The sequence below is a fragment of the Nonomuraea basaltis genome (assembly GCF_005893125.1).
GTDB classification, from domain to species: domain Bacteria; phylum Actinomycetota; class Actinomycetes; order Streptosporangiales; family Streptosporangiaceae; genus Nonomuraea; species Nonomuraea basaltis.
In genome coordinates, this window is sequence record NZ_VCJS01000274.1 from 1 (window position 1) to 15,365 (window position 15,365).

Genomic DNA, 15,365 nt, shown 5'->3' on the forward strand with positions numbered 1-15,365 from the left:
GGAGCGTGCTGATCTCCATGGTGGGGTTCGCGGTGACCGGGCTGGCGCTCGGACCGCTGGTGCCCGCCCTGCTCAGCCGCTCGGCCGCCGACGACCCGAGCGGGACGCTGGTGTGGGGGGTGTCCACGATCTCGTACACGGGGTTCGTCGTAAGCCCGCTGCTCGTGGCCGGGCTCAGCGGGTGGCTCGGGCTGCCCGCCGCGCTGGCCGCGCTCGGGCTGCTGGGTCTGCCGCTGGTGGCTCGCTTCGTGCGGGAACGATCGTGACCGGCGTGAATATGGTGGTCCTTTGGGGAAAGGTGACCACGGAACCGGGTATCCCCCGGGCGGATTCGACTGCAAAGGGGATCACCATGGCTGTCTGCGAAACCTGCGGCAACGACTACGACATGGCGTTCGAGGTACACGCGCAGGGAGCGGTGCACACCTTCGACTGCTTCCAGTGCGCGATCGAGGCGATGGCGCCCGTCTGCGAGCACTGCGGAACCAAGGTCATCGGGCATGGCGTCCAGGCGGGCGAGCACTGGTACTGCTGCGCCCACTGCGCCCGAGAGGAGGGCACCAAGGGCATCGTCGACCGCGTCATGGCCGGCACCTCGGCCTAGCCGGCCGTTCGGGCGGCTGCGTCACGGCCTGGCCGGTCACCCGGGGCTGCGTAACGTGGGGCACTCCCCGGCCTCTGATGGGCCGCTCGGGGGCTGCGTCACGGCATGCACCGCCGGCCTGCATTCGGGGGACGACCGGGGGACCTCGGCGAGCCGAGCTGTTAGGGCAGCAGGGACCGCACCCGGGCGACGGCCTCGTCCAGCGGCCCCTGGGGCACGGGGGCGGCGAGATCGACGACGATGTCGCCGTTCCTGGCCTCCCAGACGCCCGCCACCCGGCCCTCGTGGACGACCACGGGGGAGATCCACCCTGCCTGCCGGCTGACCTTGGGCTTGAGCGGTGGCGGGATGAGCGGGGCGAGCGTGCGCGGCGCGGCCAGGATGTATTGGTCGAAGCCCGGCAACAGGTGGACCTCAGCCGACGGCCGCGTGCCCGCGAGATCGTCGAGGTGCTCGGTCAGCGCGAGCAGCGGGAGCCCGTCGTCCGTCTCGATCTCGGTCAGCTCGGGCGCCAGGTCGCGGAACCACCCCTTCAGCACCGCCTTCCTGGCCACGCCGCCGAACAGCCAGGTGTCCAGCATCTCCGGCGTCGCGGGCCCGTGCGCGCCCAGGAAAGCCCGTGCCACCCGTAGACCCGCCTCCTCGAACGGCGGCAGCTCGGACGGCCACCCGGGAACCCAGGCACGCGGAGCGGTGAAGGTCACCCTGCCCTCCCGGGGCGGCCCGTAGCAGAGCTCACCGAGCCGGCTCAACGGCTTGAGCAGGGCGCCCCAGCCGGACGTGAGCGCCTCCCTCAGGTGGGCGTCGCCGGTCACCTCCACCACGGCGTCGACCAGCTCCTCGCGGGTCAGCGACCGCTCGCCGAGCGCCTGCGGGACCGCCCCGATGATCGCCGCGATCTCGCCGGCGCTGACGCCGTGGCCGCGCTGCCACGAGCCCTTCTCCCAGAACCGTAATGTGGCCAGGGCGGCGCAGTATCCGGCGAGCTCGTCGGCGGGGACGAGGTGCAGGGTGCCGCGCATGATCCACGTCTTGACCAGCGTGCGGTCCTTCCACAGGGCCCGGTCGATCTCGTCGGGGTCCGGCTCGGCACTCCTGACCGCCACCGCCAGCTGCGCCGACGAGGCGACCTGGGTCTGCACCCCGCACAACCTCCGAGCCACCGCCACGGCATCGGGCGCGCCGGCCCCGCTCACGAACTGCCTGCGCAGCCGCCACGAAAGAATCTGAGGCCAGGTCAGCTTGGTCTTCACCCGCCTACTTCTACACCCCAGCACCGACACTTCCACCCCTCCACCCAACACCCAACCTGCACTGCGCGGCCACCTCCGCGTCGGGCTCGGGCCGCTGGCGCTGCCGGGCTGGTGGTGCGCTTCAGGGCGGAGCGGCCGCCGTCGTGCGGTGCCGGGTAAGCGGCCCTCGGACGCGACCGGTCAGCGGGTGAAGCCGATGTTCTCGTACTGGAGGTCGTAGAAGCCGCGCGCCCCCACGTTGGCCAGCGTCTCCTTGGTCGCCACGAACTGCGGCCGCTGGTAGAGCGGCAGCACGTTCACCTCCTGCCAGATCAGCTTGTCCGCCGCATTGGTGGCCGCCCGCGCCCGCACCGGGTCGAGGCTCTGTGCGGCCCGGCCCATCGCCTGGTCGATGGCCGCCGACCCGGTACGCCCGAAGTTCGCGTTCCATGCCTTCCCATCAGGCGAGTTCACGTAAATCCCGTAACTGCTGGACACCGGGAACGGCGTGCCGATGTAGGCGAACGGCGTGATGTCGAAGTTCCCCGGAATCACGTAGTTAGTGAAGAAGTCGTCACTGGGCACCGACTTGATCGTCAGCTTCACCCCGATCTGCGCCAGCATGCTCTGCGCCAGCTCCCCCTCCGACTTGCTGAGCTGAACCCCGGACGGCACCACGAACCGCAGGTCGAGAGTCTTGCCGTTCTTCTGCCTGACCGTCCCGTTGAGCTTCCACCCGGCCACGTCCAGCAGCCGCCGCGCCCGGTCCGGGTTGTACGCCCCCAGGTCCCCGGAGTTGTCCTGGTAGCCCTCCTGGGTGTTCATGAAGAAATGGTTGTTCAGCAGCGCGATCGGCCAGTCCAGCCCCTGCAGGTCGGACTGCGCGATGGCCTGGCGGTTGATGCCGAGCTGGATGGCCTGCCGCACGCTCTGATCGCGCAGCAGCTCGCTCGACCCGTTGAAGGTGAAATGCCGGAAGTCGGGCGCCGCCGCCTGGCGTACCTGCGCCCCCGCCGTGGCCTTGGCCCGCGCGTAGTCGGGCGCGGACGGGCCGACGTCGATGATGTCGAGCTCCCCGTTGCTGAACGCACCGATGAGCGAGTCCTGCTCGGACGCCCGATAGATGATCTTGTCGAGCTTGGCCCGCGCGCCCCACCAGGAGTCGTCCCGCACGAGCGTGATCGTCTTGGCCGTCTGGTCGAACCCGCCGAACTTGAACGGCCCGGCCGTCACCGGGATCTTGTTCAGCCAGGCGTTGTTGAAGGCCTCGGGCGTCCGGTTCGTGGAGGCCGGCAGCAGCGGCCCGAACAGCGCCTGCCAGTCGCCGAACGGCCGTGCGAACGTGACCACCACCTCGAAGTCGTCCTTTCCTCGCGCCACCTTCTGGATGTCCTGGTAACCGGTGGACGAGGCGATGTGGTAGCCGGAGTCCCGCCCGTTCAGGGCCTGCCACTGCGCCTGGTAGTCGGCCCACGTGATCGGTTTGCCGTCGGACCACCGGGCCTTCGGGTTCAGCGTGTACGTGACCACCTGCTTGGGCCGCTGCTCGGTGACCTTCGCCTCGAGCACGTAGTCCCGGTCGACGGAGATCTCCGCCTTCTCGTCGGACACGAACGGCGACGGCAGCAGCGCGTTGCTGACCACGGCCGCCATGGCCAGGTTGCCGTCCACGTGGTTCCGGTTCCACTGCGCGGGGAACTCGTTGATGCCCCAGCGCAGCGTCCCGCCGTCCTTGACCTTGTCACGAGGCTGCGGGTTGATGTCGAAGGCCTTGATCGTACGCTCGTCCCCGGCGCTGTCGATCCCCTCCGGGCCGCTCCCCGCGCCGCCCCCGCAGCCCACCAGGGTCAGCGAGGCGGCCGCGGTCACGGCCACGACAAGATGTGCTGCTTTCATCGAGCGATTCCTCCTGGTCTATACGACTTCGCGCCTCTCGGCGTAGTGGCAGGCCGCACCCTGGTCCTCGCCCAGCGGCCGTACCTCGGGCTCGACGTCCACGCAGAGCCTGCGTTCGTCGTCGGTGAGCTCGGTGCGGAACTTGGGGCACCTGGTGCGGAAACGGCAGCCCGTCGGAGGGTTGGCCGGGCTGGGCAGGTCGCCTTCGAGCAGGATCCGCCGCCGCGAGCGCTCGCGTACCGGATCGGGCAGCGGGATCGCCGACAGCAGAGCCTGCGTGTACGGGTGCGCCGGAGCGTCATAGACGGCGTCCACCTGGCCGATCTCGGCGATCCTGCCGAGGTACATCACCGCCACCCGGTCGGCGATGTAGCGCACCACGGCCAGGTCGTGCGCCACGAACAGGTAGGACAGCCCGAGCCTGGCCTTCAGCGCGTCGAGCAGATTGATCACCCCGGCCTGGATCGACACGTCGAGCGCCGAGACGGGCTCGTCCAGCACCAGCAGCCGGGGCTCCAGCGCGAGCGCCCGGGCGATGCCGATGCGCTGCCGCTGGCCCCCCGAGAAGTCCTGCGGGTAGCGGGCGGCGTGCGAGGCGTCGAGCCCGACCAGGGCCAGCAGCTCGGCGACGCGCCGCCAGGGATGCCGCCGGCCGTGGGTGCGCAGCGGCTCGGCCAGGATGTCGTGGACCGTCATGCGCGGGTCGAGCGAGGCCATCGGGTCCTGGAAGACGACCTGCATGTCGCGCCTGATCTCGGTGCGCTCCCCCCGGCCGAGCCTGGCCGTGTCGTGGCCCAGCACGACGATGCTGCCCGCCTGCGGCTCGGCCAGCTCGAGGATCTGCGTCAGCGTGGTCGTCTTGCCGCTGCCGGACTCGCCGACCAGCCCCAGCGTCTCGCCCTGGCGGATGTCGAAGCCGACCCCGGCTACCGCGTGCACGGTGCCGACCCGGCGCTTGAACACCGCCCCCTTCAGCAGCGGATAGTCCTTGACCAGGCCGTGGACCTCCAGCACCGTGCGCTCGCCGCGGATCCGGGGCGCCCGCGGGCTCGGGGGCGCGTGCGGGCCGGGGCCGCGCGGGTGCACCTCGTCCCAGCGGATGCACGCCGCCCGGTGCCCGTTCCCCACCTCGAACAGCGGCGGCTCCCGCTCGTCGCACGCGTCGACCTTCATCGGGCAGCGCGGCGCGAACGGGCATCCCGGCGGCAGCGCGGCGGGCGAGGGCGGGTTGCCCTCGATCGGCACGAGCGGCTGCCGCCCGCCCCGGTCCACGCGCGGGATGGAGCCCAGCAGGCCCACGGTGTACGGCATGCGCGGCCGGTAGTAGATGTCGTCCACGTCGCCCACCTCGACCGGGCGGCCGGCGTACATCACCAGCATCCGGTCGGCGAAGCCGGCCACCACCCCGAGATCGTGCGTGATCAGGATGATCGCGGCGCCGGTCTTCTGCTGCGCCTTCTTCAGCACCTCCAGCACCTGCGCCTGGATGGTGACGTCGAGCGCCGTGGTCGGCTCGTCGCAGATGATCACGTCGGGGTCGTTGGCGATGGCCATCGCGATCACCACGCGCTGCCGCATGCCGCCGGAGAATTCGTGCGGGAAGGCCAGCGCCCGCTCGGCGGGATGGGGGATGCCGACGAGCTCCAGCAGCTCGACGGCCTTGACCAGGGCGGTCTCCTTGCTGACCCGCTGGTGCACGCGCACGGCCTCGGCGATCTGGTCGCCCACCCGGTAGACGGGCGTCAGCGCCGACAGCGGGTCCTGGAACACCATCGAGATGGTCTTGCCGCGGAACGAGGTCAGCTCCCGCTCGGGCGCCCCGATCAGCTCTTTGCCGTGCAGCCGCACCGATCCGGTGACGCGCGCCCCGGGCGGCAGCAGCCCCATGACGGCGGCCGAGGTGACGGACTTGCCCGACCCGGACTCGCCGACGATGCCGAGGACCTCGCCGGGGCGTACGGCGTAGCTGACGCCGCGTACGGCCGGCACGTCCCCGAATGTCACGGTGAGGTCGCCGACCTCGAGAACCGGCTTCATCGCGGCCTCTTCGCCGACGGGTCGAACGCGTCACGCAGCGCGTCGCCCATGAGGTTGACCGCGAGCACCGTGACCACCAGCAGCCCGGCCACGAACCAGAACGTCCACGGCGCGTACGTCGCCGTCCTGGAGCCGTCGGCGATGAGCGTCCCGAACGACACGTCGGGCGGCTGGATGCCGAACCCGAAGTACGACAGGGACGTCTCGGTGAGTATCGCGGCGCTGACGTTGAGCGTGGCGTCCACGATCAGCAGCGACGACATGTTGGGGATCACGTGGCGGAAGACGATCCGCACCGGCGGCACCCCCATGTAGCGGGCGGCCTGGATGAACTCCCGCTCCTTCAGCGAGATCGTCATTCCCCTGACGATCTTCGAGGTCACCATCCACAGGAACAGCGCCAGCATGACCACGAACAGCGGCCACTGCCCCGAGCCGAACAGCGGCGACATGATCGCCAGGATCAGGAACGCGGGCAGCACGAGCAGCAGGTCGGTCACCCAGCTCAGCGCCCGGTCGGTCCACCCCAGGAAATAGCCGGCGAACGCCCCGACCACGGCCGCCAGCGCCGTGGACACCAGGGCCGCCAGCAGGCCCACCACCAGCGACTTCTGCATGCCGCGCAGCGTCAGCGCATAGACGTCGGCGCCCGTTTGGAGCGTTCCGAACCAGTGGGCGGACGACGGCGGCTGCATGAACGCCGTGAAGTCCTTGTCGGTGTAGGTCCACCGGCTGAACAGCGGCCCGGCGAACGCCAGCAGGAACATCAGCGCCAGCACCGCGAACCCGGCCTGTCCCTGCCGGGAGCGGAAGAACCGCCCGGCGACCACCCGCACCCGCGACGGCGCCCGCGTCGTGACGCCGTCGGACAGGTCCTCCGCCAGCTCCTCCTCCGACAGCGTCATCAGGCCCGCACCCTCGGGTCGAGCCCGGCCCGCAGCAGGTCGGCGGCGAGCGAGGCGCACAGCACGGACACGGCCGCCAGGAAGGAGATGGCCGCGACGGTGTTGACGTCATTGGTGAAGATCGAGTTGATCAGCTGCTCGCCCAGCCCGTGCCAGCCGAAGATCTTCTCCGTGAACGTCGCCCCCATCAGCAGCGCACCGAACATGAACGCGAAATAGGTCGCCACCGGGATCAGCGCGGTCCGCAGCGCGTGCCTGACGAGCGCCCTGCGCCTGCTCAGGCCCTTGGCCATGGCGGTGCGCAGGAAATCAGCGCCGAGCACGTCGAGCATCATGTTGCGCTGGTAGCGGCTGAACACCGCGATGAGCCCGACCGACAGCGAGATCGTCGGCAGGATCAGATGCTGCAGCCGGTCGAGCACCTGCCCCCAGAACCCGGCGGTGAGGCCGTCGCTGTATTCGCCGCTCACCAGGAACACCTGGCGGCCGAAGACGTGCTCGTTGGCCCAGGCGGCCAGCAGGATCAGCATGTTGGCCAGCACGACCACCGGCACCGCCAGCACCGCGAACGACACCCCGGTCGAGAGCCGGTCGAACCACCCGTACTGCCGGACCGCCGCCAACGCCCCGACCAGCACCCCGAGCAGACTGCCGAACAGCAGCCCCAGCACCACCAGCCGGAACGTGACACCCATGCGGCGCTTGAGATCCTCGTTGACCGGGGCGCCGGCGACGGTCCTGCCGAAGTCGCCGCGCAGCACGCCGCCCGCCCAGGTGGCGTAGCGCTGCAGCAGCGGTGTCCTGTCGTTGAGGTTGAGCGCGGCGAGCTGGGCGTCGACCACGGCGGGCGGCGGCTTGGGCGTGCGGTCGGCGTAGTTGGAGCGCGGGTCGAGGGCCGTGGCCGCCAGCAGGTAGGCGAGGCTGGCGGCCACCCCGACGAGCACGGCGTAGCCGAGCAGCCTGCGGGCCAGGAATCCCGCCATCGCCCCCCCCTCCGACGCGCACGGCATAGCGGTAGACCGTTACACATGGCTCACCGTAGTCATATAGCTACACCATGCGAGCATCGCGGCGCACGCAGCCGGAGAAGTCAGCGTCCGGAAAGTTCGTCCACGGCCGTCGCGACGTCCTCGCTCGTGATCGTGGTCAGATCGGCCGAGCTGGCCGATCCGCCGCGCGAGGCGTGGGCGGCCAGCCGCACGTCGCGGCGCATGGCGGCGCGCTCGAACAGGGACCTGGCGAAGCGCCCGTTGCCGAGCCCGTCGATCAGCCGCTCCTCGCACACCCAGGCGAACACCTCGTCGAGGTTGCGCAGCGCGTCTTCGTCGAACGAGTCGCCCGACTTCTCCGCGAGCAGCACCGCGATCTCGGTCAGCTCCTGCGGCGAGTAGCTGGGGAAGGCCACCCGCTGGTTGAACCGGCTGGCCAGGCCGGGGTTCGTGGCCAGGAACGCGTCCATCTCGCGCTCGTAGCCGGCCAGCACGATGACGAGCCGGTCGCGGTCGTCCTCGGCCCGCTTGAGCAGGGTCTGCACGGCCTCGGAGCCGAACGCGTCGCCGCCCTGGTAGCCGGGGTTGACCAGGCTGTACGCCTCGTCGATGAACAGCACCCCGCCCAGCGCCCGGTCGACCAGCTCGTTGGTCTTGATCGCGGTCGCGCCGAGGTGCTGGCCGACCAGGTCGGCCCGGTGCGCCTCGACCACGTCGGGCCGGGCCAGCAGGCCGAGCGCGGCGAAGATCCGGCCGAGGACCCGGGCGACCGTGGTCTTGCCGGTGCCCGGCGGGCCCGCGAACACGAAATGCCGCATCTGCTGCGGCGTGGGCAGGCCGCGCTCCTGCCGCATCCGCGCCACCTGCAACTGGGCGGCGATCGCGTGCACCTGCCGCTTCACCGGCGCCAGGCCGGCCATCCTGTCGAGGTCGGCCAGCGCCTCCTCCAGCGTGGGCGTGGCGACGTAGCCGCGGAAGCGCGCGGTCAGCTCCTCGAACGCCTTGGTCACGTCGGGCGTCGTGGTGGTCACCAGATCCTGGGTGGTCGGCGTGCCGCCGGCGCCCACCACGCGCACGTCGCGGGCCTGCGCGGCGGCCTCGACCAGGCTGCGCGCGAACCTGGCGTTGCCCAGCTCGTCGACCAGGCCGCGCCGGTGCACGTTCTCGTAGAGGCCGAGCAGCACCCGCCGGGTCTCCGGGCTCATCGTGTCGCCCCTGCGCCGCTGGAGCAGATCGGTGACCTCGACCAGCTCGGCGGGGGAGTAGCCGGGGAAGCGCACCCGCGTGGCGAACCTGCTGGCCAGCCCCGGATTGCTGGACAGGAACGAGCTCATCTCCTGCTCGTAGCCGGCCAGGATGATGATCACCCGGTCGCGGTCGTCCTCAGCCCGCTTGAGGAGGGTCTGCACGGCCTCGGCGCCGAACCGGTCGGGCTGGCCGTCGGAGGAGTTGACCAGCCCGTACGCCTCGTCGATGAACAGCACCCCGCCCAGCGCCCGGTCGACCAGCTCGTTGGTCTTGATCGCGGTCGCGCCCAGGAACTCGCCCACCAGGTCGGCCCGCTGCGCCTCGACCACGTAGGGGGTCTCCAGCAGGCCGAACGCGTAGAAGATCTTGGCGAGTGCGCGGGCCACGCTCGTCTTGCCGGTGCCCGGCGGGCCGGCGAACACGAAGTGCCTGGTGGGCCGGTCGGTGGTGTAGCCGGCCTCGGCCCGCAGCCGGGAGGCCTCTATGGAGGCGGCGATCGAGCGCACCTGCTCCTTGACCGGCGCCAGGCCGACCATGCTCTCCAGCTCGCTGAGCGCCTCCTCGACGGAGATCTGCGGCGGCGCGCCGCCCCTGTCGTGCGGTGACTCCGGCCTGCCCTCGCGCACCCTGACCCTGACCTGCTCCTCGACCGCGGCGCTCGCCGCCTTGGCCCGGCGGGCGAGCATGAAGCGGTGGACGAGCACGGCGAGCGCGGCGGCGTACGCGGCCCAGACCGAGACGCCGGGGGACACCGGCGACAGCGCGGCGCCGAGCATGCCCGCCGGGACGAGCGCCGCCAGCGTCGACACCCACGGCGCCACCCAGCGGATGAGGTGTGCGGCGGCGGCGACGGGCAGCGCCAGCCCGATCATCAGGTGCACTGCGACGTCGCCGGCCGGATAGAGCGCGGAGAACAGCCACAGCGCCACCACGATCCAGCCCGCCACCACGAGCGTGGTGGCGGCGGCGCGCGGGAAACGCATGGTCAGCGCGATGAACGCGAGAGCGAGGAGGACGAGGGGGAAGGTCTTGAGAAGGTCCCAGCCGAGCGCGGCGCCCACTCCCATGGTGGCCACGAGCACGACCACGTAAAGGACCCGGCGCGCGGCCGGGGGAATCTGGAAATAACGCTCCCGCACCTGCTCGAACAGATCCCGCGCTGCGGCCCGCCCCGCGGCTTGGGCCCTGCCGGACTCACGCATCACGCCTCCCCGGTCCGCCCCCGGTTATACCGCACTGGACGGACGATTGGGCGCTCCTGACACGCTAGGTGGAGGTCACGAAAGCGGCGATCTGACGTCCGAGCTCCGCGCCCGCGTCCTCCTGGAGGAAGTGTCCGGCGCCCTTGATCACGGGATGGGCCAGGCCGGACGTGCCCGAGATCGATTTGAGCAGAATAGGCGCCATGCCCCCCGTGATCGGATCTCCGTCGGAGAACGCCACCAGGAACGGCCGATCGAGCGTCGTGAGGATCTGCCAGGCAGCGCGGTTGGCGGGCGCGGCGGGATCGTCGGGAGCGATCGGCACGAGCCCCGGCATGGCGCGCGGGCCCGCCTTGTGCGACTCGTCCGGGAACGGCGCGTCGTAGGCCGCCCGCACCTCCTCCGGCAGCTCGCTCTTGCAGCCCGCCTGGACCAACCTGGCGATATCGAGCACCGGTGCCTTGAGCACCGCTTCTCTGAACCGATGCCACACTTCGGGCATGGGAATGTCACCCGTGGGCAAGCCCGTGTTGGCCGCCACGATCCTGGCGACGCTCCCAGGGTGCTCGGCCGCGATCCGCAGCCCGATCAGGCCGCCCCAGTCCTGGCCGACCATGGTGATGCCGCTCAGGCCGAGCGCGTCGAGGAGCAGGGCGCGGGTCCACTCGACGTGCCTGGCGTAGGTGTGGCCGGCGATCTCGGCCGGCTTGTCGGAACGGCCGAACCCGACGAGGTCGGGCGCGATCGCGCGCAGTCCGGCCGCGGCCAGCTCGGGCATGACGTGCCGGTAGAGGAACGACCAGCTCGGCTCGCCGTGCAGCAGCACGACAGGCTCGCCGTCGGCCGGTCCGGTCTCCACGTACGCCATGCGCAGGCCGTCGGCCACGTCGGCGTACCGGGGCTCATAGGGAAAGCCGGGCAGGTTCGCGAAGCGCTCCTCAGGAGTGCGCAGGATCCGCATAGAAGAAAACTCTAGTCAGCGGCGCTGGTGCCGCCCAGGGAATTCGCCCACGAGCACTTGCTTGGGGGTGACGCGCAGGACGTCCGAGTCGGGCAGGGCGATGCCCCGTACCTCCACCCAGAACCGCCGCTGCAGCGGGTCGGCCGCGAACACCGCCACCCGGGGATCGGCCTCGATCGCCTCCCACGCCTCCGTCTCCGCGATCAGCCGCAGCTCGCCGGTGGAGGTGACGGACGCGGCCGCGCCGACGACCCTGGGGCCGAGGTCGTCGCCGTAGGACAGGACGATGCTGCGGGCGTACGAGAAGGTCTGGCGCACCTCCGGGGGCAGGGCGACGGACGGCGCGGCGCCCATCGGCAGGTCGCACATGATCAAGGAGGACCGCCACGGGCCGGGGCCGCCCCGCCACCATGCCCGCAGCGCCCGCGCCACGAACACGATCATCGCCGCGGCCAGCGCGCCCAGCCCGATCCGCCAGGCCCACTCCGAGCCCAGCAGCCCGCCCGCCGCGCAGGCGGCGGCGGACAGCACGACGAGCCCGGTCGCGGCGAGCAGCCACCGGTCGTCGCGGTGGCGGGCGCGCAGGTAGCCGCGCACCATCAGGTACGGCACCGCCACCGCCACCACGGCCGCCCGCGGCTCCACCGCGAGCGCCCCGCCCACCAGCGGCACCAGCACGGACCAGGTCCTGCCGAGCACGATCCAGAGCGTGACGCCGACGTTCCTCCTGGCGGTGCGGTCGGGACCGGCCATGGCCGACTGCGCGAGCGCCAGCAGCGGGCGGCCCCGCCACGCCTCCGCGAGCGCGCGCACGGCCGCCAGTGCCGGCCAGGTCAGCACGACGATGCCCGCCAGTCCCGCCCACACCGGATCGAACGCGGCCGGCAGCGCGGGCATCGCCCCCAGCAGCAGCCACGCGGCGAACGCGAGCACCGACACCCCTGCCGACACGACGGAGGCACCCAGCCACGGGTCCCGGCCGAACATCGCGGGCACGTACGACCAGACGCCGACCCGCCGCGCCTGCCGGACCGTGAGCGGCGCCAGCAGGACGAGCACCGCGAAGCCGCCGAGCTGGGCCCGCGTGCCCCAGTCGAGGAAGAGCGCGGCCACCGCGATGGCGACCGTGGCGGCGGCGACCAGCAGCCGGGACTGCCGTGACCACACCTCCAGCGCCCGCCTGGCCCGGCCGGTGTCGCGCGGATCCACCGGCCAGGCCGGATCGTGGTGCGGGCGTGGCCGGTCCCAGCGCAGCAGGGACAGGCCCAGGTTCACCCGGGCCTGCGGATGGCCTGGATCGGCGGCGAGCGCGGCCCGGTAGGCGCGCTCGGCGCCGCCGTGGTCGCCGCGCAGCAGCGCCAGGTCGCCCAGCATGACGTCGGGTTCGGGCACCTCGGGCGCGAACTTCTTGGCCAGCGTGGCGTGCTCGACCGCCTCCTGCCAGCGGCCCGGCATCCGCCGCAGGATCGCGGCCAGGCGCAGGCGGGCCGGCCACGAGCCGCGCGCCAGCTCCACCGCCCGCTCCGCCGGGGGCACCGCGTCGGCGTCGCGGCCCAGCCGCTCGTGGGCGAGGCTGATGAGCCGGTACGCCCACTCCGCGCCCGGATCCAGGTCCGCCGCCCGGCGCGCGGCGTCGAGCGCGGACTCGGGACGGCCGGCGTCGAGCCTGGTCAGGGCCTCGTCACACCATTCGCGTGAGGACCTATCAGGAATATCGCCTTTTGCACTACTTGCATCGGTCCCCACGGCATCCATGATCGGCTGACGAACGAATGTTGGATAGGTACCGACATATGGCTGTATCTCTCTAGAGAGGTACGGGGTACCGCGGATCAGGCGATACCGCTATGAGAAGCGGATCGTATGGCCTAAGCTGCCACGCAAGCCGGAGCGCGTGGGCCGGGGCGCAAGAGCTCGGGAGGAGCGAGCGTCGAGCCGCGGTCGCGCGCGGCCGACCAACAGCACGTGCGGGCCCTGTCAACGGAACGGCCTGCAAGGAGGCCCATGACCGTCACACAGGCCGCACCCCTCGTACGGACTGACGACAGCCGGCAGGGGGGCCACCGCTGGTCCATTCTCGTCCTGCTCTGCCTGAGCCTGCTGCTCATCACGGTCGACGCCACTGTCCTGCACATCGCGGTGCCCGCGCTCACGGCCGCGCTGGAGCCCTCCGCGGTGCAGCTGCTGTGGATCATCGACGTTTACTCGCTGGTGGTCGCGCCGCTGCTGATCATGTTCGGCACGCTCGGCGACCGCTACGGGCGTAAACGGCTGGTCCTGATTGGCTTCGTCCTGTTCGGCGTGGCCTCGGCGGGGGCGGCGTTCGCCCCGACGCCGCTGACGCTGATCCTGGCCAGGGCGCTGCTCGGCGTCGGCGGCGCGATGATCATGCCGGCCACGCTCTCGCTCATCCGCCAGGTGTTCACCGACCGGCGCGAGCGCGCCATCGCGCTGGGCGTCTGGAGTGCGGTCGCGGCGGCCGGCGCCGCCGTGGGGCCGCTCATCGGCGGCGTGCTCGTCGGCGTCTGGTGGGGCGCCGTCTTCCTGATCAACGTGCCGATCCTGCTCGTGCTGCTGCCCGCTGCCGTACGCCTGCTGCCGGAGTCCCCCGTACACAGGGGACGGCCCTGGGACGCCACCAGCGCCGTGCTGTCGGTGTTCGGGATCCTGGCGCTGGCCTTCGGGCTGAAGGAGGCGGGTTCGGGCAGTTTGATGCCGCTGTGGGCCTCCGTGATGGTGTTCCTGGCCGGGCTCGGCCTGCTCGTCGTGTTCGTCCGGCGTCAGGCGCGGCTGCGCGTGCCGCTGCTGGACCTCGGGCTGTTCCGGCGGCGCGAGTTCGCCACCGGCGTGGTCGGCGTGCTGCTCGGGGTGTTCGCGCTGGTGGGCCTGCAGCTCATGCTCGCCCAATACCTGCAGCTCGTGCTCGGCGACAGCCCGCTGCACGCCGCGGTCAGGATGTTGCCGCTGGTGCTGTCGGCCATCTGCGGCGGGCTCGCCGCGGCCCACATCCTGCCGAGGATCGGCATGCGGGCCACCATGAGCGGCGGCCTCGGGCTCGTCGCGCTCGCCCTGACGCCCACGCTGGGCTGGGGCGTCGAGCGCCACCCCGTGATGCTGGCGATCTGCTTCGTCGGCATCGGATTCGGCGTGCAGGTGGCGCTGCTCGCCGCCTCCGACACGATCATGACGTCGGCCTCGGAGTCCCAGGCGGGCGGGGCCGCGGCCATCGAGGAGACCGCGTACGAGCTGGGTGCCGGCCTGGGCGTGGCCGTGCTGGGCACGATCACCACGATGGTCTACGCCCCCGGCCTGCCCTCCGTCCCCGGCATGTCCGAGGGCGGCATGGACAAGGCCAGGCAGTCGCTGGCCGCGGCCGCGCACGTCGCGGAAGAGGTCGGCGGCAGCACGGGCGGCGCGCTGCTCGACGCCGCCCGGTGGGCCTTCGTCAACGCCCTGCACACGACGGTCGTCGTGAGCGTCGTTCTGCTGAGCTTGACCGCCGTCGCGGTGGCCGTGCTGCTCAGCCGTGATTGACGCGAAGGGAGCGGAGCCCCCGAGCCATGAGAGAGGTGTGCAATGTCCCGATTAGGGCAGACAACTACCGTGAAACAGGTCCTTCGTGATCTTGCTGCTTTAGTCGCCCGCGTCACCGTGGGCGGCATTTTCTTCGCCAACGGCTGGACCAAGCTGGAAGACGGGCTGATCGCCACCGGGGCGAAGTTTCTCGAGCAGGGTGCGCCCGCGCCCGGCGCCTGGGCCACGGTCACCATGCTGGCCGAGCTCATCGGCGGCGCGCTGCTGATCGCCGGGCTGGCGGTCTCCGTGACCGGGCTCATCCTGTTCGCCGAGGCGCTGGCCGTGTTCCTGGTGGCGCCGCCACTCAATCCCATAACCATGAACGAGCTGGTCCTCCTGGGGGCCGCCGCGCTGCTGCTCGCAGTGGTGGGGGCCGGTCGGGTGTCGGTGGACCACATGGTGGTGATCCGGCGGAGGGAATCGGAGGCGGCGGACGAGTTCGCCGCCGACACCGAGGCGGACCGCGTCATCGCCTCGCTCCGCGACCCGGACAACCCGGGCACGCGTGCCGCCGCCGATCCGGAGGAGGATCCTCCTTCGGAGGTGTCGGCCACGGATGACACGGCGCCGCACCCGCGGCCCCGTGCCCAGTCCGGCGAGGCCAAACGCGGCGACGACCCTGCCCCGGCCGCGGCGCCCGGCGACACGCTGGTGGCGGGCCGCAAAAAGCCCCCCGCCCGCACCCGCCGCCCACCGCCCGGCCTGTCCCCCCACC

At 71.6% G+C, this 15,365-nt stretch carries 11 protein-coding genes and 1 pseudogene; 4 read left to right on the plus strand and 8 right to left on the minus strand.

Annotated elements, in window-relative coordinates:
* Both EJK15_RS72025 and EJK15_RS60055 read left to right on the plus strand, forming a co-directional pair.
* Positions 1-266: pseudogene (locus EJK15_RS72025) on the plus strand (hypothetical protein); the annotation flags it as partial.
* An 86-nt stretch (positions 267-352) separates the two neighbouring features.
* Positions 353-604 carry a hypothetical protein gene (locus EJK15_RS60055; RefSeq protein WP_138719341.1) on the plus strand — a complete coding sequence of 84 codons (252 nt, stop codon included), beginning with the start codon at positions 353-355 and terminating at the stop codon, positions 602-604.
* 161 nt (positions 605-765) lie between these two features.
* Here EJK15_RS60055 and EJK15_RS60060 read toward each other — a convergent pair whose 3' ends face one another.
* From EJK15_RS60060 to EJK15_RS60095, 8 genes are all read right to left on the minus strand, one after another.
* Positions 766-1,857, minus strand: coding sequence for a DNA glycosylase AlkZ-like family protein (locus tag EJK15_RS60060; RefSeq protein WP_240777919.1), 1,092 nt, complete (start codon positions 1,855-1,857; stop codon positions 766-768).
* Positions 1,858-2,037: 180 nt separating this feature from the next.
* The gene (locus EJK15_RS60065; RefSeq protein WP_138719342.1) at positions 2,038-3,732 is read right to left on the minus strand and encodes an ABC transporter family substrate-binding protein; all 1,695 of its coding nucleotides are present in this window, start codon (positions 3,730-3,732) and stop codon (positions 2,038-2,040) included.
* An 18-nt stretch (positions 3,733-3,750) separates the two neighbouring features.
* Positions 3,751-5,769, minus strand: a complete 2,019-nt coding sequence (locus EJK15_RS60070; protein ID WP_138719343.1) for a dipeptide ABC transporter ATP-binding protein — start codon at positions 5,767-5,769, stop codon at positions 3,751-3,753.
* Entirely contained in the window at positions 5,766-6,674 is a 909-nt protein-coding gene (locus EJK15_RS60075; RefSeq protein ID WP_138719344.1) for an ABC transporter permease, read from the minus strand. The genes EJK15_RS60070 and EJK15_RS60075 overlap by 4 nt, the downstream gene beginning before the upstream one ends.
* Positions 6,674-7,657: an ABC transporter permease gene (locus EJK15_RS60080; protein ID WP_138719345.1), complete on the minus strand. Its 984-nt coding sequence runs from the start codon at positions 7,655-7,657 to the stop codon at positions 6,674-6,676. Before EJK15_RS60080 ends, EJK15_RS60075 begins: the two co-directional genes overlap by 1 nt.
* A 107-nt stretch (positions 7,658-7,764) precedes the next feature.
* The gene (locus EJK15_RS60085) at positions 7,765-10,113 is read right to left on the minus strand and encodes an AAA family ATPase (RefSeq protein WP_138719346.1); all 2,349 of its coding nucleotides are present in this window, start codon (positions 10,111-10,113) and stop codon (positions 7,765-7,767) included.
* A 64-nt stretch (positions 10,114-10,177) separates the two neighbouring features.
* Positions 10,178-11,074, minus strand: coding sequence for a haloalkane dehalogenase (locus EJK15_RS60090; RefSeq protein ID WP_138719347.1), 897 nt, complete (start codon positions 11,072-11,074; stop codon positions 10,178-10,180).
* A gap of 15 nt (positions 11,075-11,089) precedes the next feature.
* The gene (locus tag EJK15_RS60095) at positions 11,090-12,820 is read right to left on the minus strand and encodes a tetratricopeptide repeat protein (RefSeq protein WP_138719348.1); all 1,731 of its coding nucleotides are present in this window, start codon (positions 12,818-12,820) and stop codon (positions 11,090-11,092) included.
* Positions 12,821-13,078: 258 nt separating this feature from the next.
* Here EJK15_RS60095 and EJK15_RS60100 point away from each other — a divergent pair, with 258 nt between their 5' ends.
* Entirely contained in the window at positions 13,079-14,608 is a 1,530-nt protein-coding gene (locus EJK15_RS60100) for an MFS transporter (RefSeq protein WP_138719349.1), read from the plus strand.
* A gap of 69 nt (positions 14,609-14,677) precedes the next feature.
* Positions 14,678-15,365 (plus strand): DoxX family protein (locus EJK15_RS60105; RefSeq protein ID WP_171075231.1); only part of this gene is annotated, 688 nt, incomplete at its 3' end.